The organism is Paraburkholderia sp. WS6 (assembly GCF_030464835.1).
In the GTDB taxonomy this organism is placed as follows: Bacteria; Pseudomonadota; Gammaproteobacteria; order Burkholderiales; family Burkholderiaceae; genus Paraburkholderia; species Paraburkholderia madseniana.
Map to the genome: position 1 here is coordinate 26,390 of NZ_JALQCK010000031.1, position 18,598 is coordinate 44,987.

The following is an 18,598-nucleotide window of genomic DNA, read 5'->3' on the forward strand; positions in this document are numbered from 1 at the left end:
CCTCTTCCGTCGATAGCGAGCCCTCACCCTATGAACACTCCCACTCAAGCCGGCGCGCCGTTTAGCCAGCTACCGCTTCCGCCCGCCACGCTCGCCAATCTGACGCAGCTCGGCTATGTCGAGATGACGCCGATTCAGGCCGCGAGCCTGCCGATCGCGCTGGCCGGCAACGATCTGATCGCCCAGGCGAAAACCGGCAGCGGCAAGACCGCGGCGTTTTCGCTGGCGCTGCTCAACCGCCTCGACGTGCGCAACTTCGCTGTGCAGGCGATGGTGCTGTGCCCGACGCGCGAACTCGCCGACCAGGTCACGCAGGAAATCCGCCGTCTCGCGCGTGCCGAAGAAAACATCAAGGTGCTGACGCTGTGCGGCGGCACGCCGATGCGTCCGCAAACGGCCAGCCTCGAACACGGTGCGCACATCGTCGTCGGTACGCCGGGCCGGATCATGGATCACCTCGAGCGCGGCAGCCTGCCGTTGCAGTCGCTCAACACGCTGGTGCTCGACGAAGCCGACCGCATGCTCGACATGGGTTTCTTCGACGATATCGCGACCGTCGTGAAGCAATGCCCGAAAGAGCGGCAAACGCTGCTGTTTTCCGCGACGTACCCCGAAGGCATCGTCAAACTCAGCCAGCAATTCCTGCGTAATCCGAAGGAAGTGAAGCTCGCCGAGCGGCACGACAACACCAAGATTCGTCAGCGCTTCTATGAAGTGACCGAAGACCAGCGTCTGCATGCCGTCGGTCTGCTGCTGAACCACTATCGTCCGGTGAGCACGCTGGCGTTCTGCAATACCAAGCAGCAGTGCCGTGATCTGCTCGACGTGCTGCGCGCGCAAGGTTTTCATGCGCTCGCGCTGCACGGCGAACTCGATCAGCGTGAACGCGATCAGGTGCTGATCCAGTTCGCAAACCGCAGTTGCTCGGTGCTGGTTGCCACCGACGTTGCCTCGCGCGGTCTCGACATCGCAGAGCTAGAAGCGGTGATCAACGTCGACGTGACGCCGGACCCGGAAGTGCACGTGCACCGCATCGGCCGCACGGGTCGTGCCGATCAGGAAGGCTGGGCGCTGAGTCTCGCCAGCATGAACGAGATGGGCCGTGTGGGCAGTCTCGAACAGGCGCAAAAGCGTGAGGTCGAGTGGCACAAGCTGGCCGATCTCAAGCCGGCGAGCAACGAGCGGCTGCTGCCGCCGATGGAAACGCTGCAGATTCTCGGCGGCCGCAAGGAAAAGATCCGTCCGGGCGATGTGCTCGGCGCGCTGACCGGTGAAGCAGGTTTCGCTGGTTCGCAGATCGGCAAGATTAATGTGACCGAAATGTCGACTTATGTGGCCGTGGAGCGCAGCGTCGCGCGCGAGGCACTGCGCAAGCTCAGCGGGGGCAAGGTGAAGGGCAAGAAGGTCAAAGTCCGCATGATGGACGACGCCTGATCGTCGATTAGTTTGCTTTGGACGGCTGCGACCGCCCGGTCGCAGCCGGGTTGTTCTGCAGCACTACTGCGCGCCGTCGTAGCAAATAGCAACAAATCGCAACTTCGCATCACCGCCCCGCATCACATTACGTCATACCTCTGCGGTTTTCGGCGCTCCCCGCGCGGCCGCATTTCCCCCGCTAACCCCCCGATTTCATTGCCTTAGCCTGCCCCAGCACGGCATTGCGCGAGCCATGACGTAAACGCATGCCGCGCATGACAAAGTTTCGATTGTGACCGTTCTTTGGCTGATGCCTAATCATCGAACCGGATGGGACCGCCGCGCTGTGGGCAGTCCGCGAATCCGCTGCCGGATGGAGAAAGGGAGAAAGCCTTATGCAGAGCGCCATGCAAGCCCGCTCGAAACTGCCTGATGTAGGCACGACGATTTTTACCGTGATCGGCCAACTGGCCGCGCAACACGATGCGCTGAACCTGTCGCAAGGTGCGCCGAATTTCGCGCCCGACGCGAAGCTGATCGACGGTGTCGCGCAAGCCATGCGCGCCGGTCATAACCAGTACGCGCCAATGGCCGGCATCGGCGCCCTGCGCGAAGCACTCGCCGACAAGGTCGAGACGCTGTACGGCGTGCGTTACGACCCGTCGAGCGAAGTCACGGTGATCGCCAGCGCCAGCGAAGGCCTGTATTCGACGATCAGCGCCTTGGTGCATCCGGGCGATGAAGTGATTTACTTCGAGCCGTCATTCGATAGTTACGGCCCGATCGTTCGCCTGCAAGGCGCAACGCCGATCGCGATCAAACTGTCGCTCACCGATTTCCGCGTGGACTGGGACGAGGTCGCCGCCGCGATCACGCCGAAGACGCGCATGATCATCATCAACACGCCGCACAACCCGACCGCGACTGTGTTTAGCGAGGCGGACATTGCGCGTCTGAAGGCCGTGACGCGTAACACCGACATCGTGATTCTTGCCGACGAAGTCTACGAACACGTGGTGTTCGACGGCGCTAAACATCAAAGCATGGCCTGCGATTCTGAACTCGCTGAACGTAGCGTGATCGTGTCGTCGTTCGGCAAGTCGTATCACGTGACCGGTTGGCGCGTCGGCTATTGCCTTGCCCCCGCCGCGCTCATGGACGAGATCCGCAAAGTCCATCAGTTCATGGTGTTTTCTGCCGATACACCGATGCAGTACGCGTTTGTCGATGCGCTGGCCAATCGCGAGAGCTATCTAGGCCTGTCCGCGTTCTATCAGAAGAAGCGCGATCTGCTCGCCCATGCGCTGCGCGAGTCGCGCTTCGAGTTGCTGCCGAGCGAAGGCAGCTTCTTCATGCTCGCGCGTTTCCGCGGTTTCTCCGAGGAAAGCGATAGCGACTTCGTGCTGCGCCTGATTCGCGATGCACGTGTCGCGACGATTCCGCTGTCGGCGTTTTATACCGACGGCACGGATTCCGGCTTGATCCGCCTGAGCTTCTCGAAGGACGACGCGACCTTGATCGAAGGCGCACGACGTTTGTGTGAAATCTGATTCACCGCTTGTGCGAGGCTGTCACGGCGAGCGCATGAAGACCTGATCGGATCGCAGAAGAACGCAATGAGATCAACGGCCGCGTGAACCGGCAGCATTTTTGACAGCAGTATGATCGTCGCGCGATCACGTCGTTACGCATCGGCGCGCAGCATGCTGCGTTACAACAATATCGAAGGAAAAGGGACCCGTTATGAAATTGCTCAAGCCTCTATTGGCGCTGGCCTGCGCATTCGCGTCGATTGCTGCATCGTCAGCCGCGATCGCCGCCGATACCTCGACGCTGCGTTTCGGACTCGAGGCGCAGTATCCGCCGTTCGAATCGAAAGGGCCGAACGGTGAGTTGCAAGGTCTGGACATCGACGTCGGCAATGCCGTGTGCGTCGCTGCGCACATGACATGCAAATGGGTCGAAACCTCGTTCGACGGCTTGATTCCCGCGCTGCAAGGCCGCAAGTTCGACGCGATCAACTCAGCGATGAACGCCACCGAGCAACGCCGTCAGGCGATCGATTTCACGACGGTCGTGTATCGCGTGCCGACACAACTGATCGCGAAGCGCGACAGCGGTTTGCTGCCGACGCCGGAATCGTTGAAGGGCAAACGTGTCGGCGTGTTGCAGGCGTCGATTCAGGAAACCTTCGCGAAGGCGCATTGGGAACCGGCGGGTGTCACCGTCGTGCCGTATCAGGATCAGAACCAGGTCTATACGGATCTGCTGGCGGGCCGACTCGATGCGACGCTCGTTCTCGCGCCGGCCGGCCAGACGGGATTTCTGTCGAAGCCAACCGGCAAGGACTACGCGTTCGTCGGGCAGCCGGTGCGCGATGACAAGATTCTCGGCAGCGGCATCGCCTACGGGATTCGCAAGGGCGACACCGCGTTACGTGATCAGTTGAACGCAGCGATCGCGAAGGTTCAGGCCGATGGCACCGTGAAGACGCTGGCGGCGAAGTATCTCGGCAATATCGACATCACGCCGAAGTAACTTGTTGGCCGTATTGTTGACCGTGCGCGGCGGGTGCCGCGTGACGATCGGCGCCGCGAAATTCGTTTTCGGCGTCGATCATGCGGCGCTTGAGCATTGGCACGTTGTTCACTACGCGCAAGCTCGTGCGCATGGCGCTCAACGCCATTCTTCCGACCACCGGCCGATGCAGCGCGCCGCGCGCGTCGAACTGCTTGCGCGATTCCGCGACCGCATGAAAACCGTAGCGGCGCATCTCCTCCTCGTAACCCGCGACGGCGTCGTAGCCCGACAGCTTGCCCTGTTGTGCGTCGGCTAGACGCGCAGCGAGTAGTGCGGCATCGCGCAACGCGGTGTTCGCACCGACGCCGCGTCCCGGCGTCATCAGATGCACAGCGTCACCCAGGACCGTGACGTTGGTGGTCGGCCATGCATCGACAGGAACCGACGTGCGCACGTCGACGCTGAAGGTGGTGGAAGGATCCGATGCGCGAATCAGGGCGCGCAGATTAGGATGCCAGCCATCGGTGATCTGCGTCGCGAGCGCGAGTAACGCGGCCGGTCCGAGCGATTTGGGATCGGCCGGCAAGTTGTGCAGTGCGCCCCAGACACCCCACATCAGATAGTCGCGCGTGTTGTCGTAGAGCAATCCGGGCCAGCCCGAGAGCAACTCGGCGTCGTTGCTGCCGATGCCTTCCTTCATTCCGCCGCCGTCCGCGCGCCACGGAAATTCCATCACATGGATGATGCCGCCATAGCCCTTCGGCGCGTTGATCAGCGTAATGCCGTCGAGCACCTTGGGCGGCAGCAGCGCGCGTGATGTTTCGTCCATCGGCACCTTCGCGCCGATGCTGACGATGCCGGTGTTTTCAAGCTTCGCGTGCGGCAGGAGTTGGCGGCGCACCTTCGAACGCGCGCCGTCCGCACCGATCAGCAGATCGGCGCTCACGTGCGTGCCGTCCGCGAAATGCGCGGTGACGCTGCCGTCGTCGTTCTGCTCGTACGACGTGAATGTCTTGTCGAAGTGCACTTGCGCTTCGAGACCTGTCAGCAGGACTTGCCTGAGCGTCATCCGGCTGACCGATTTGCCGCCGCTCATCGATTCGTCTTCAAGCGGCACGGTGAGCAATTCGGTCATGCGCTCGGTCAGGATGTTGAAGCGGCCGGGTGTACGCGCGCAGGTCGCGAGAAAGGTCGCATAGAGCTCGGGCGGAAGACACGCTGCCAGCGACGCGAGCCCGTGCGGATTGATGCCGACGCGATAGCCCTGCAAACCGTCCGCACGTGTGCGGTCGCGTTCGTAGACATTTACGTTGATGCCGGCGCGCTTCAACCCGTGCGCCAGACAGAGGCCGCCCGTACCGGCACCGATCACGATCACCTCCATGGGTTCACGACTCATGACTTCGCCTCCTTCTTTGCGGCAGGTTGGGCAAGCCGGTACTTGTATTCGCCGGCTGGCAGCGTGAAACGTTGAGCGATTTCTTCGATCCATTCCTGGCTCCAGGTCAGCGTGCCAGCTTTCAGATCGGTCACCACGCTGCGAACCCACTCCAGCTCGACAACGAGTTGCGCGCGCACCAGTTCGCCTTCGAGCAGGAACAGCCGCGGCACTTCCATCTGGGTGGCTTGTGCGGTGGCTTCATCGAGCCGGGCCAATTCCCGCTCGAGCGCGCCGATGCGGGTATCGAGCTGACGGCACACGTCTTCGGGCGAGAGCAGCGGCAGGAGCGAGAGCGCGGCCGGAAAGGCCGGGAAATCGCGGGTGCGCTGCGCAAGCTGTTCGCGCAGCCACAGGCGGCCGGTGTCGCGGCCGGCTTCGGTGATTTCATAGACCGTGCGTTCGGGGAACGCGCCGTCGCGCTCCGTCTCGCGGATGGCGATCAGGTCGCCGCGCACCAGGCGGTCGATGGTTTGATACAGGCTATTGCGCTGACCGACGTTGATGACCTCGTCTTTGCCGCGTGCCTTGATAAGTTGCTGCATCCGGTACGGATGCATCGGGGTTTCAGTCAGCATGGCGAGGACAGCGAGGGCGAGCGGAGAGTGGCGGACCATAGTTAAAGTGGCTGCAGGCTAGTCTTTGTTGATCTAGTCATAATATAACTATGTGTTTTGAGATTGGCAAGCGTGAAATGTCGGGGGTTCCTGCGGGTGCGATGCTTTCGACGCTGGTCCGTGGCGGACATCACCGTTACGATGTGGTTCGCGCCGACTGTGCACAGCCGACGAAGTTGCGATGAAATAAAGCGCTTGATCGAGGAGCACGAGATGAGCGGGACGAATGACCGGAGTGATTCAGCGGTGATGGCGGCGGCGCCGAAATTCTGGCGTGATGACGCGTTGCCATTCATCGAGGCGCGTTCCATCGAAGACGGCCGCGAGGTCTGCTATGCCAAACATTCGCACGAGACGTTCTCGATCGGCGCCGTCACCGGCGGCCGTAGCGTGTACGTGAATCGTCACGCGAGTGAATGGATCGGCGCCGGTGCGGTCGTGATGATGAATCCGGACGACGTGCACGCGTGTAACCCGGTTGCCGACGAACGCTGGTCGTATCGGATGCTGCATGTGGATATCGATTGGTTCACGGGTCTGCAACACGACCTGGGTTTCAGCGACAACCACGCGTTTCGCGCTTTCTCGCAGACCATGGCGACGGATCCGGCGTTGTTCGACGGTTTGAACCGTCTCTACGCGATTCTCGTCGACGACGACAGCGCGCTCATGCGCAAGGAAATCGCTGCGCTCACGTTCTTCTCGGAAGTACAGCAGAAGTTGAATCCGGCGCCCTTGCCGGATCACGATGCGAGCGGGCAACTCGCGCGAGCCGCGGAATTCATCGCCGAAAATTGCACCCGTGCGCTGAAGCTGGAGGATGTTTGCGAAGCGGCTGAGCTTTCCGCTTCGCACCTGATCCGCGCGTTCAAACAGCGTTACGGCATGACGCCGCACGCGTATCTGATCAACCGACGCATCCAGTTCAGCCGCGCGCAACTCCGGCGCGGCTGTCCGATCGCGGACGTCGCCCTCGATGCCGGCTTTGCCGATCAGGCGCATTTGCAGCGGACCTTCAAGCGGCTGGTTGCGGCAACGCCGGGGCAGTATCGCAGTTGAATTGCGGACGCGTGTTTCGCGTCACGCTATCAGCAGATACAACGCGCTAGCCGCGAGCAAAGCCGCCATCACACGATTGAAAAACCTCACGCGCTTCGGCTCCTGCAAGTATCGACGCAGGAACGTGCCGGCATACGCCCAACTGGCAATCGACAGATAGCAAAGCACGAAGTACACGACGGTGAATTGCCAGACGAGCCGGCCATCGCCATCGGCCGCGTAGGCGCCCATGCCGGCTAGCGACGCGAGCCACGCCTTCGGATTGAGCCATTGCATCGCAGCGCCGTAGGCGAAGGATGGCCCGCGAGTGGGCTTGTCGGCGCCAAGCTTGCCGTCGTCGACGGCGAGTTTGTAGGCCATGTAAAGCAGGAACCCGACGCCGGCCCATTTGACGATGTCGATCAGATTGGGGAAATGCGCGAGCAATTCATGCAGACCCAGACCGATGAGCAACAACAGCAGCGTGAACCCGACAGTCGCACCGGTCACGTGCCGCATGCTCGCGGCGAACCCATGCTGTGCGCCGGCGCTCAGCGCGACGACATTGACCGGCCCAGGAGAAATCGACGAGGCCAGCGCAAAGGCGGCCATGGAGAGTAAGACGGTCATCTGATGCCTCGATACGTGAGTGCGCAGGATTTGCGACGCTCAACGGTATCGGGCAGCGGGGTGGGGTGTATTGAAGGAAATTGCTTTCAGTGCAGCGTAGCCGCAGCGCCGCAGCATTTCTTGAATTTCTTGCCGCTGCCGCAAGGGCAGGGATCGTTGCGGCCGACTTTGGGTTCGGTGCGTTGCGTCGCGGCGGCGAGCTTTCGCTCATGGACTGCCTGACGGTGGGGCTGCCAGAAACGATAGATCGCGGCGACGCTGGCGGGAATCTGTTTGGTGAGGGCTTCACGCTGTTCTGGCGTGTCGATCAACTGCTGCTCTTCCGGCGTAAGCTCCTCTGAGCCCATCAGGTGTAGCGGATTCAGCCATTCCCGAGCCTGCTCGCTATCGAACAGCGCTTGCCAGTCCGCCCGAACAACGGACAGGCCCTGCATGAAGCCGAAAGCCCACGCTTCGCCGTCGATGTATTCGCGTTCACTGTCGTCAACGCGGCTGAAGCCGAACACCGGTTCGAACTCATCGGGGTCATCTTCCAGGCTGATGATGATGCCGTTCATGTTCCGCAAGATCAGCCCAAGAATGCGTTGCGCCTGATCCATTGTTTCGAATGCGGGAGCGTCATTCTCGCTCGGCCCCCAGACACCCGGCAGCCAGTAACTGGGCGGTACGGTAGTCGGTCCGATGGCCATCGCAGTCAGATACCCGTCGAGCCCCTCGATCGTCAGCGTCTCTTCCGACGTTACGTCGGAAACCAGAAACTCATCGAGTTCGTCGAACTCTTCTTCGGAGAGCGGCGTAGCCAGATCGGCAGGGTTGAGTTTTGATTTGGACATAGCGAGGCTCCGGCGCTTCGAATCTTGGGTCACGATGGCAGGTCGGGCAATGCGGAGTCGGCTTGCTCGCACGGCACCCGTACCGCAGACCGCAAAGCAAAAAGCCCAGTCGCAAGGACCGGGCTTTTTGTTGAATGCTTTGGTGGGGCGTGAGTGACTCGAACACTCGACCTACGGATTAAGAGTCCGCTGCTCTACCAACTGAGCTAACGCCCCCAACAGAAGCGAAATTATGCCGAAACTTTCCGAGATTGCCAAGCCCCTTTAGCAGATTTCTTAAAAAATCTGGAAGGGCGGCGACCCGGCACCTGCGCTGCCGGCCGTTACGCACCGGGAAGGCGCGCGGCTCACCGTCCCGGTATCATGTCGCGGACACCTGCCGCTCGAAGCCTCGCGCGGCTTTCGACCGGGGACCACCATGGATGACAAAGAGATTATCGAGCTGCTCGACCGCATCCTCGCGCCCTGGGTCCGCGCGCTCACGCTGACCCCGGTCAAGGTCGACGAAGAAAGTGCGACGTTGCGCCTGCCGTTTTCCGGCGGACTGCGCCATTCCGGCGGCGTGATCTGCGGCCAGGTCTTCATGGCGGCGGCCGACACGGCAATGATCGTCGCGATTTCGGCCGCGCTCGGCGGCTTCAAGCCGATGAGCACCGTCTCGCTCAACATCAGTTTCATGCGCGCGGTCCGCAACGGCGACGTGCTGATCACCGCGCGCGTGCTGCGCATGGGCCGCAATCTCGTGTTCGGCGAAGTCGAGTTATTCGACGAAGCCGGCAACATGGCCGTCCACGCCACCACCACCTACGCGCTGCTCGACTGACACCTGAAACGGGCCAGCAAGCTGTATTAGAGGAAAAAGCCAAGATGTTCGATCAGGTCGTATTCGCTGGCGGCGGCAATCGCTGCTGGTGGCAGGCGGGATTCTGGGACGTGGTGCAGCCGGAGCTGGATATCCGTCCGCGTGTCATCGCTGGCATTTCGGCCGGCGCCGCCACCGCGTGCATGCTCTACACGCGCGATTCCGACTGGGTCATGCGCTATTACGAAGACGCGCTGCGCCACAACACCCGCAATGCCTACTGGGGCAATCTGCTGCGTGGCGAATCGGTGTTTCCGCATTACCGGATCTACCGGCAGGCGTTGCTCGATATCTACCGCGACAAATTTTCCACGCTCGCCGACGCGCCTGAAATCCGCATCGGCGTGTCGCACCTGCCGCGCTGGCTTGGCGCGCGCAGTGCAGTTGCCGCAGGCCTGATCGCGTACAACATCGAGAAATACGTGCGTAAGACGCTGCATCCGACATTGGGTCAGACGCTCGGCTTTCATCCGGAATTCGTGCGCGCGCAAGATTGCGCGACCGTCGAGGATCTCGCCGATCTGATCCTGCAATCGTCGAGTACGCCGCCGTTCACGCCGGTTTTACGGCGCAATGGCCGGCCGGTGCTCGACGGCGGGATGGTCGACAACGTGCCGGTCGGCGCGCTCGACGCCGATGCGCCCGGCAACGTGCTGGTGATGGTCACGCGCCTTTATCCGCGGCCGCAGATGTTCGTGGTGCCGCACGGCGTGCAGCAACGGCTCTATGTGCAGCCGTCGCGCAAGGTGCCCATTTCGAGTTGGGATTACACGAGCCCTTCGCAGATGGTGCACGCGTACAACCTCGGTCGCACCGACGGCGAGGCCTTTCTGGAACGCATGCCCGATCTGCTGGAAGCCGCCGCGCACGAAGTGCGCTGAGGTGAGCAACGGCGCCGCCGATCCTCAAGGCGTTGCGTGGCTCGCGGCCTCGTGCCAGAGGAATTGGCGCGCAGATCGAAGCCTGACGCAATCGCGAGCGGTTAGCGCGGGTGCTTCATCGAAAATTGCAGCCGGAGTCTAGCGCAGACGCTTAACGCCGGCGCCCGCCCTGCAACGCTTCCGGATTCGCCACGCTGGCCGTGTCGCCGGCGTCGAAAGCCAGAATGTTCTGGAATGCAGCGGTGAAATACAACTCATAGCTCTCGCGCTCCACGTAGCCGATGTGCGGCGTGCAGATCACGTTTTCCATGCGCAGCAAGCTGTAACCCTGCAGAATCGGCTCGCTTTCGTAGACGTCGATCGCGACCATCCCCGGACGATTGTGCGACAACGCACTGACGAGTGCGTTGTCGTCGAGCAGTTCGGCCCGGCTCGTGTTCACGAGCAACGCGGTCGGCTTCATCCGCATCAGGTCTTCCTGCTTGACGATACCGCGCGTGTCGTCATGCAGTCGCAGGTGCAACGACAGCACATCGCTTTGCTCGAACAACGCCTCGCGGCTCTCGGCCACGCCATAGCCGTCCGCGCGCGCCGCTTCGCGCGAATGCTCGCGACCCCAGATCAGCACGTTCATGCCGAACGCCTTGCCGTATCCGGCAACCAGCCGGCCGACCTTGCCGTAACCCCAAATCCCCAGCGTCTGACCGCGTAACACCTGGCCCAAACCGAAGTTCGGCGGCAGCACCGATGTCTTCAGGCCGGACTGCTGCCAGGCCCCTTGCTTAAGGTTTGCTACGTATTGCGGAATCCGCCGTTGAGCGGCCATGATGAGGGCCCACGTCAGTTCGGCCGGCGCGATCGGTGAGCCGCTGCCTTCCAGCACGGCAATGCCGCGCTCGGTACAGGCTGCGAGATCGATATGGCTGGAGACTTTGCCGGTTTGGCTGATCATGCGCAAACGCGGCAACTTGTCGAGTAGTTGCGAGCTGATGCGGGTGCGTTCGCGGATCAGGACGAGTGCGTCGACTTCGGAAAGACGGCTCGCCAGTTGGCCGAGACCGCGGACTGTGTTGTTGAAAACCTTGACCTCATGGTCGGCCAGCAGTTGAAAGCAGTCGAGCTTGCGGACGGCGTCCTGGTAATCGTCGAGGATGGCAATCTTCATGGTATGTGTCTTGCGGCGCACCATAGCGGTGCGGAACGGAGTGTTATGCTGACTGTCCCACCATGTGACCCAGGTCACATGCCGGTCTGGCTGGATGCCTTACCGTAGAAGTTGCCGCGTAGAACGGCAGCACCACGGCAAGGCCGATTGACATCGTTTTTAACAGTTTGTTGCGTGTTGAGGCAAGTTGCTTTACAGACGGTTGCAGACGACCGTCGACGGGAACCTCCGTGCAACAGGCTGTGTGGCCCATGATGACCTGCACAAATTGCGCGTCGGCTTGTAGAAATGTCGTCGCGATGAATTGAACGCCTCTCGCATGCAGCGTCACTGGGCTTGTACCGTTTTTCTATTGCTTTCAAAACGGAGACAGGTCGATGAATCATCCCTCATTCGAAGGACAGCCCACTATCGAGGCGTCCGCAGGGGCGCCCGAGTGGGTCAAACACCGAAAACTGATCGACTGGGTCCAGCGCGTTGCCGCCGTGACCCGACCCGATCGAATCGTCTGGTGCGACGGTTCACAGGAAGAGTACGACCGCCTGTGTGTCCAGATGGTCGAAGCCGGCACCCTCAAGAAACTCAATCCCGCCAAACGTCCCAATTCCTATCTCGCGTGGTCCGATCCGTCGGACGTGGCGCGTGTCGAAGACCGTACCTTCATCTGCTCGCGGCGTCGTGAAGATGCCGGGCCAACCAACAACTGGATCGAACCGGCTGAGATGCGCTCGACGCTCAACGGCCTCTTCGACGGCGCCATGCGCGGCCGCACCATGTATGTGGTGCCGTTCTCGATGGGGCCTCTCGGTTCGCCGATCGCGCACGTCGGCGTCGAGTTGAGCGACAGCCCGTACGTGGTGACCAACATGCGCATCATGACGCGCATGGGTCGCAAGGTGTACGAGGTGCTGGGCGAAGACGGCGAGTTCGTGCCGTGCGTGCACTCGGTCGGCGCGCCGCTTGCGGCGGGCGCGAAAGACGTGCCGTGGCCGTGCAACGAGACCAAATACATCGTCCATTTCCCCGAATCGCGCGAGATCTGGAGCTACGGCTCGGGCTACGGCGGCAATGCGCTGCTCGGCAAGAAGTGCTTCGCGCTGCGCATCGCCTCCACGATGGGCCGCGACGAAGGCTGGCTCGCCGAACACATGCTGATTCTCGGCGTGACGTCGCCGCAAGGACATAAGCATCATGTCGCGGCGGCGTTTCCGTCGGCTTGCGGCAAGACCAACTTCGCGATGCTGATTCCGCCGGAAGGTCTGAATGGCTGGAAAATCTCCACGATCGGCGACGATATTGCGTGGATCAAGCCGGGTAAGGACGGCCGTCTGTACGCGATCAACCCGGAGGCGGGGTATTTCGGCGTCGCGCCGGGCACGAGCGAAAAGACCAACTTCAACGCAATGGCCACGTTGAAGGAAAACGTCATCTTCACGAACGTCGCGCTGACCGACGACGGCGACGTCTGGTGGGAGGGCATGACCGACGAGCCGCCCGCGCACCTGATCGACTGGCAGGGCAAGGACTGGACGCCGGCGAGCGCGAAGGAGAGCGGGCGCAAGGCCGCGCACCCGAACGCACGGTTCACGGCGCCGGCTTCGCAATGTCCGTCGATCGATGCCGACTGGGAGAACCCGGCAGGTGTTGCGATTGACGCGTTCATTTTCGGCGGCCGCCGTTCCACCACCGTGCCGCTCGTCACGGAAGCGCGCAACTGGGTCGAAGGCGTCTACATGGCGGCCACCATGGGCTCGGAAACGACCGCGGCGGCGGCGGGGCAGCAGGGCGTGGTGCGCCGCGACCCGTTCGCAATGCTGCCGTTCTGCGGCTACAACATGAGCGACTACTTCGGGCACTGGCTGAAAACCGGCGAGCGTCTCGAGAAACTGAACGCGAAGCTGCCGAAGATCTTCTGCGTCAACTGGTTCCGCAAGGGCACGGACGGCAAGTTCGTCTGGCCGGGCTTCGGCGAGAACATGCGCGTGTTGAGCTGGATGGTCGGACGGATCGAAGGCAAGGCGCAAGGTGAAGAACATGCGTTCGGCGTGTCGCCGCATTATGAGGATATCGACTGGCGCGGCCTGGATTTCAGCCGCGAGCAATTCCAGCAGGTGATCTCGGTCGACAACGCAGCTTGGCGCGCCGAACTCGCGCTCCATACCGAGCTATTTGACACGTTGCAGCAAGGCCTGCCGCCGGCTTTGACGCAGACCAAGCTCACACTCGAAGGAAAGCTCGCTGCCTGACTAGGTGAGCGGTCACTTCGCACAGAAGCCGCCTTCGGGCGGTTTTTCTTTGCCGGTCCGACGCCGCATCGGGATTTTTTCTGATTTCACAATGCCGAGACGACCGTTGCATCTGTTCGAACAAAAAAGACAGTGCAAGCTGCGGTGCAGCAGATTGTTGCTCTCGTCGGAACAATCGGGATGCGTGCCCTACATTGAGGGACACAGTCGCACAAATATCGACAATATTTCGGCTTTCGCGGGCAACTTCTGCACGATTTCGCGAGTCGTAGGAGAATTCCAAGTTCGCTTCACTGGTTTTCACTAATTGTCAGGAAGCAGTAACACGGCAGGAGTTGTCTTATGGATCATTTGCAGTCGATGCGAGTTTTCGTCAAAGTGGCGGATCTCGGCAGTTTTGCCCGCGCTGCGAGCGCGATGGATATTTCCAACGCAGTTGCCACCCGTCACGTTGCCGATCTCGAAGGCCGTCTTGGTACGCGGCTGCTCAATCGCACAACCCGCAGCTTGTCTCTGACCGAATCCGGCCAGGTTTATCTCGAGCGCGCGCGCCAGATTCTCGACGAACTGGAAGACGTCGAGCAGATGGTGGTCGCGCGCAATCACGAACCCGTCGGCACGCTGCGCATAGTCGCACCGGTCGTGTTTGGGTTGCATAACCTTGCGCCCGTGCTGCAAACCTACGCGGAGCGCTATCCGAAAGTCATTCCCGATGTCACGCTGGTCGACCGTCAGGTTGATCTGGTCGAAGAAGGTTTCGACGTCGGTGTGGTGGTCACGCGGCAGATGCGCAGCGCGAGCATTGTCACGCGGCGCTTGACCACCGGTTGCATGACGGTATGCGCGACGCCCGCGTATCTGGAAAAGCACGGCACGCCCACGCGTCCCGAGCATCTGCTCGAGCACCCGTGCCTGAGCTTGCCGTCCGAGTATTGGGGCGACGAGCGGGTGTTCACGGGTTCGGAAGGCGAAGTGCGCGTGCGGCCGGTCAACGTCATCGTGGCGAACAACACGGAGATGCTGCGGCAGTTCGCGCTGCTCGGCATGGGCATCGCGATTCTGCCGAGCTACCTGATCGGCCGTGACATGACGCGCGGCAGGCTCGTGCGTTTGCTCGGCGATTTCCGTTTGCCGCAGGTCGAGATCAACATCGCGTATCCGAGCCGCCGTCACTTGCCGGCGAAGGTGCGAACGTTTATCGATCATCTGGTCGAGCATTTCAGCCAGACGCCGAATAGTCTGCTCGGTGAGCAGTGGATCAAGGACGGGCTTGGCAGGCCCGCTACGTCCGCCGCGCTCGATTCAGCGGACCCCATGCCGCCGGAAGCGTTCGATGGCGCTGAGCCACTGTCACGGCTGCTGGATAGCGAGTTGTCGCCGCTGCCGAAGACTTTGGCAAAGACGACGAATCGTCCGCGGCCTACCGCTCTGTCGCCGCTGTAACTAGTCGGGCGATGGCGCCGGCAGCGCTTGAGGCAAGCGCTGCCGGGCCGACAAATAAAAAGGCGCAGTCACGGAAGTGACTGCGCCTTTTTTATCGGCAAGTTCGAAGCTGGCTGGAAGCAGAATACCCTCCAGCCTCCGCCCGAATTACGAGCCCGTCTTGCGTGCTACTGCTTTCTTAGCCGGCGCCTTCTTGGCAGCGGCGGTCTTTTTCGCAGCCGCCGTCTTCGTAGCGGGCACTTTCTTCGCTGCGGCCTTTTTGGCGGGCACTGCCTTCACTGCGACCGGTGCGTCTTCGTCATCAGACTCCGGCGCTGCCTTCGCTGCAGTCTTGGCCGCCGCGGTTTTCGCTGCGGTCTTGGCCGACGGCTCTTTCTTCTCGAATTCGAAGCCGATCTTGCCGTCGTTCTGCTTGACGAGGAACGCCTTGAAGTTGCGGCCGGTGCGCGACGACTTGAAGTTCGTCAGCAGATCGGTGCGTCCTTCCTCGAGCAACTTCGCCATCTGCTCACGCGCGATTTCCTGCTGCAGAATCACCTTGCCCGAGCGGAAGTCGCAAGTCTTCGGATTGGCAACCGAGTTCTCGCAGACATAGCTCATGCCGTGTTCGAACACGCGGCCCTTGCACTTCGGGCACGCGCCAACCGCCTCTTGATCGGAGAAGTCAGGCGGTTCGCCGTCTTCGCCGCCGGAATCCTGACCGAAGTCGAATTCGAGCTTGTAGTTCTTGATCTCGTCATCGAGCGAGAGCTTGAGGATCGCGGAGAACGGGCGGCCCATCTTGCTGCGGAAACCCGACAGCGGTCCGATCGTCTTGTTCTGCAACAGCTCTTCAACTTCCGGGATTTCGAACTGACGGCCGCCCGGAATCTTCGAGATCGAGAACTCGCACTTCGAGCACGCAAAGCGCCGGTAGTTTTCCTTCACCTGACCGCCGCAATTCGGACACGGCGTTTGCAACGTCGCGTAATCGCCCGGGATCGTATCGGAATCGTACTCTTTCGCGCGCTTGACGATGGTTTGCGTCATGCGGGCGATTTCCTGCATGAACGCGTCGCGCGGCAGGTTGCCACGCTCCATCTGCGAGAGCTTGTATTCCCACTCGCCGGTCAATTCCGGCGCGGTCAGTTCCTTCACGCCGAGACCGCGCAGCAGCGTCATCAACTGGAATGCTTTGGCGGTCGGAATCAGATCGCGGCCTTCGCGGATCAGATACTTTTCGCCGAGCAGCCCTTCGATGATAGCGGCGCGTGTGGCCGGCGTGCCGAGCCCCTTGGCCGCCATGGCTTCGCGCAATTCGTCGTCTTCGACCAGCTTGCCCGCGCCTTCCATAGCCGAGAGCAAGGTCGCTTCGTTGTAGCGTGCGGGCGGTTTCGTCACCAGTTGCTGGGCGGCGATCTTGTCCGTCTTGACCTTCTCGTCGTTCTGCACCGGCACGAGGTTCGCGTCTTCGCCGCTGATTTCGCGGCCATAGACCTGCAACCAGCCCGGTTCGACCAGTACCTTGCCTTCAGTCTTGAAGTGATGACCGACCACTTCCGTGATCCGCGTCGTCACCCGGTATTCAGCAGCCGGGAAGAACACCGACAGGAAGCGCTTCACGACCAGGTCATAGAGCTTCTGTTCCGGCTCGGACAGATTCTTTGGCGCCTGCGCCGTCGGGATGATTGCGAAGTGGTCGCTGATCTTCGAGTTATCGAAGATGCGCTTGTTCGGCTTCACCCAGCCCTTGTCGAGCACCTGCTTGGCGTACGGGAGATAGTTGTTGCTCTCCTTGAGCATGCCAAGCGTTTCCTTGACCGTATCCATATAGTCTTCCGGCAACGCGCGCGCGTCGGTCCGGGGATAGGTCAGCACCTTGTGCTTTTCGTACAGCGCCTGAGCGAGGCCCAACGTGTTCTTCGCCGAGAAGCCGAAGCGGCCGTTGGCCTCACGCTGCAAGCTGGTCAGGTCGAACAGCGCCGGCGACAGTTGCGTGGACGGCTTTGATTCTTCGGTTACCTTGCCGATCTGGCCGCGGCAGGCGGCGACGATCGTTTCGGCCGCGGGCAGTGCCCACAGGCGCGAATCGCGTTTTTCCGGATCGAACTCGTCGCGCTTGAATTGCGGATCGAACCAGCGGCCTTCGTAGAAACCGGCCGCGCAGACGAACTCCGCCTTCACTTCCCAATAATCGCGCGGCACGAAGCGGCGAATCTTTTCTTCGCGCTCGACAACGATCGACAGCGTCGGCGTCTGCACCCGCCCGACCGTGGTCAGGAAGAAGCCGCCGCCCTTGCTGTTGAACGCCGTCATGGCGCGCGTTCCGTTGATGCCGACCAGCCAGTCCGCTTCCGAGCGGCAGCGCGCCGCATCGGCGAGCGGCTGCATTTCTTCGTCGCTACGCAGGCGGGCAAAGCCGTCGCGAATCGAGCCCGCTGTCATCGACTGAAGCCACAGGCGCTGTACCGGTTGCTTCGCTTTCGCGTGTTGCGCGATCAGGCGGAAAATCAGCTCGCCCTCGCGCCCCGCGTCACATGCGTTGATCAGACGATCGACGTCTTTACGCTTGAGCAGCTTGGTCAGTACCTTCAGGCGCGACTCGCTCTTGGCGATCGGATTCAGATCGAAATGCGGCGGAATGACGGGCAAGTTGGCGAAACTCCACTTGCCGCGTTTGACTTCATAGTCTTCGGGCGCGGCGATTTCCAGCAAGTGGCCGACTGCCGAGGAAAGGACGTAGTCGTCGCTTTCGTAGTATTCGTCATGCTTGGTAAAGCCGCCCAAAGCGCGCGCGATGTCGTTCGCGACGGAAGGCTTTTCGGCGATGATCAGTGCTTTGGACATGACTCGATGTGAGGTTGGTAGATCCGGGTTGATGGCCTTGAGTGCGCATTTATTAGCGCGACCCTCGTTTGCGACCTTTGCGACCCAATAACGACCGCTTTATAGCACACGGCGCCAGCGCGGCGTGTCAAGTGCCATAAAAAGCGCGCCATGATAATTGCGCGCTCAGTAACTGGGCAAGCTGCGGAAAACGCGCTGTGTGTCGCTCGCAATGGCCGTGCCACAAGGTTCAGCGGCCGGCGACCACATTCACGCGACGGCGAGCGCGGGCCGCAGTTTGGGCGCGCCGCTGACGCCGGGCACGGCCGTCAGATCGGACAACATCCGCTCCACAATCGCCGCCTGCGGCAAAACCGTGCCAAAAAAACGTGTCGTTACTGAGTCTTCGATCAGGATGGTCGGAAAATTTTCGACATCCAGATCGTCGAAGCGGTCGGCATGGGTTTCGATGTCGATCCATGCGAAACAGATCTCCGGATGCTTATCGGCCAGCCGGTCGAAGGCGTCCCGATACTCACGACAGGTCCCGCACCACTCCGCGCACAGGCAGGCCACGAACAGCGTGTCGGGTTCGTTGACGCGCTCGGCGATCCGGTCTTGGTCGGTGTCGAGATTCAGCGCGGGCATGGTGGTTCCTTGCGTACTTTTGTCAGGTGCTTTGGCGCGAATGTAGCATGGCCGAT

General features: G+C 61.4%; 15 protein-coding genes and 1 tRNA gene. 8 read left to right on the top strand and 8 right to left on the bottom strand.

Annotated elements, in window-relative coordinates:
• Positions 1-30: 30 nt before the first annotated feature.
• From dbpA to M0D64_RS30000, 3 genes are all read left to right on the top strand, one after another.
• Positions 31-1,434: an ATP-dependent RNA helicase DbpA gene (gene dbpA / locus M0D64_RS29990; RefSeq protein WP_093634610.1), complete on the top strand. Its 1,404-nt coding sequence runs from the start codon at positions 31-33 to the stop codon at positions 1,432-1,434.
• A gap of 377 nt (positions 1,435-1,811) precedes the next feature.
• Complete coding sequence (locus tag M0D64_RS29995; protein ID WP_093634611.1) at positions 1,812-2,966, top strand: pyridoxal phosphate-dependent aminotransferase; 1,155 nt, start codon at positions 1,812-1,814, stop codon at positions 2,964-2,966.
• A gap of 193 nt (positions 2,967-3,159) precedes the next feature.
• Positions 3,160-3,954 carry an ABC transporter substrate-binding protein gene (locus tag M0D64_RS30000; RefSeq protein ID WP_093634612.1) on the top strand — a complete coding sequence of 265 codons (795 nt, stop codon included), beginning with the start codon at positions 3,160-3,162 and terminating at the stop codon, positions 3,952-3,954.
• Here the strand turns inward: M0D64_RS30000 and M0D64_RS30005 are convergent.
• Entirely contained in the window at positions 3,941-5,335 is a 1,395-nt protein-coding gene (locus M0D64_RS30005; RefSeq protein WP_171925238.1) for an NAD(P)/FAD-dependent oxidoreductase, read from the bottom strand. The two genes, M0D64_RS30000 and M0D64_RS30005, sit on opposite strands and share 14 nt — an antisense overlap.
• The gene (locus M0D64_RS30010) at positions 5,332-5,991 is read right to left on the bottom strand and encodes a PadR family transcriptional regulator (RefSeq protein ID WP_171925237.1); all 660 of its coding nucleotides are present in this window, start codon (positions 5,989-5,991) and stop codon (positions 5,332-5,334) included. The genes M0D64_RS30005 and M0D64_RS30010 overlap by 4 nt, the downstream gene beginning before the upstream one ends.
• A 213-nt stretch (positions 5,992-6,204) precedes the next feature.
• On the opposite strand from M0D64_RS30010, the gene M0D64_RS30015 reads away from it, so the two are divergent.
• The gene (locus M0D64_RS30015) at positions 6,205-7,050 is read left to right on the top strand and encodes an AraC family transcriptional regulator (protein WP_266260454.1); all 846 of its coding nucleotides are present in this window, start codon (positions 6,205-6,207) and stop codon (positions 7,048-7,050) included.
• 21 nt (positions 7,051-7,071) lie between these two features.
• Here M0D64_RS30015 and M0D64_RS30020 read toward each other — a convergent pair whose 3' ends face one another.
• From M0D64_RS30020 to M0D64_RS30030, 3 genes are all read right to left on the bottom strand, one after another.
• Positions 7,072-7,659, bottom strand: a complete 588-nt coding sequence (locus M0D64_RS30020; RefSeq protein ID WP_171925235.1) for a LysE family translocator — start codon at positions 7,657-7,659, stop codon at positions 7,072-7,074.
• A gap of 86 nt (positions 7,660-7,745) precedes the next feature.
• Positions 7,746-8,492, bottom strand: coding sequence for a UPF0149 family protein (locus M0D64_RS30025; RefSeq protein ID WP_266260455.1), 747 nt, complete (start codon positions 8,490-8,492; stop codon positions 7,746-7,748).
• Positions 8,493-8,632: 140 nt separating this feature from the next.
• Positions 8,633-8,708 (bottom strand) — tRNA-Lys (locus tag M0D64_RS30030).
• A 202-nt stretch (positions 8,709-8,910) separates the two neighbouring features.
• Between M0D64_RS30030 and M0D64_RS30035 the strand changes: the two genes are divergently transcribed.
• Positions 8,911-9,315 (top strand): PaaI family thioesterase, encoded by a 405-nt coding sequence (locus tag M0D64_RS30035; protein WP_097390878.1) that lies wholly within the window; start codon positions 8,911-8,913, stop codon positions 9,313-9,315.
• A gap of 44 nt (positions 9,316-9,359) precedes the next feature.
• Entirely contained in the window at positions 9,360-10,235 is an 876-nt protein-coding gene (locus M0D64_RS30040; protein WP_266260456.1) for a patatin-like phospholipase family protein, read from the top strand.
• A gap of 151 nt (positions 10,236-10,386) precedes the next feature.
• Here the strand turns inward: M0D64_RS30040 and M0D64_RS30045 are convergent, their stop codons facing one another.
• Positions 10,387-11,400, bottom strand: coding sequence for a D-2-hydroxyacid dehydrogenase family protein (locus M0D64_RS30045; protein WP_154559662.1), 1,014 nt, complete (start codon positions 11,398-11,400; stop codon positions 10,387-10,389).
• Positions 11,401-11,777: 377 nt separating this feature from the next.
• Here M0D64_RS30045 and M0D64_RS30050 point away from each other — a divergent pair, with 377 nt between their 5' ends.
• Entirely contained in the window at positions 11,778-13,646 is a 1,869-nt protein-coding gene (locus tag M0D64_RS30050; protein ID WP_266260457.1) for a phosphoenolpyruvate carboxykinase (GTP), read from the top strand.
• Positions 13,647-13,988: 342 nt separating this feature from the next.
• Positions 13,989-15,089 (top strand): LysR family transcriptional regulator, encoded by a 1,101-nt coding sequence (locus M0D64_RS30055; RefSeq protein ID WP_097390881.1) that lies wholly within the window; start codon positions 13,989-13,991, stop codon positions 15,087-15,089.
• Positions 15,090-15,236: 147 nt separating this feature from the next.
• On the opposite strand, the gene M0D64_RS30060 is transcribed toward M0D64_RS30055, so the two are convergent.
• Together M0D64_RS30060 and M0D64_RS30065 are read right to left on the bottom strand one after the other, a co-directional pair.
• Positions 15,237-17,915: a DNA topoisomerase III gene (locus M0D64_RS30060; RefSeq protein ID WP_266260458.1), complete on the bottom strand. Its 2,679-nt coding sequence runs from the start codon at positions 17,913-17,915 to the stop codon at positions 15,237-15,239.
• A gap of 249 nt (positions 17,916-18,164) precedes the next feature.
• Positions 18,165-18,542 carry a thioredoxin family protein gene (locus M0D64_RS30065; protein ID WP_097390883.1) on the bottom strand — a complete coding sequence of 126 codons (378 nt, stop codon included), beginning with the start codon at positions 18,540-18,542 and terminating at the stop codon, positions 18,165-18,167.
• Between the last annotated feature and the right edge of the window lie 56 nt (positions 18,543-18,598).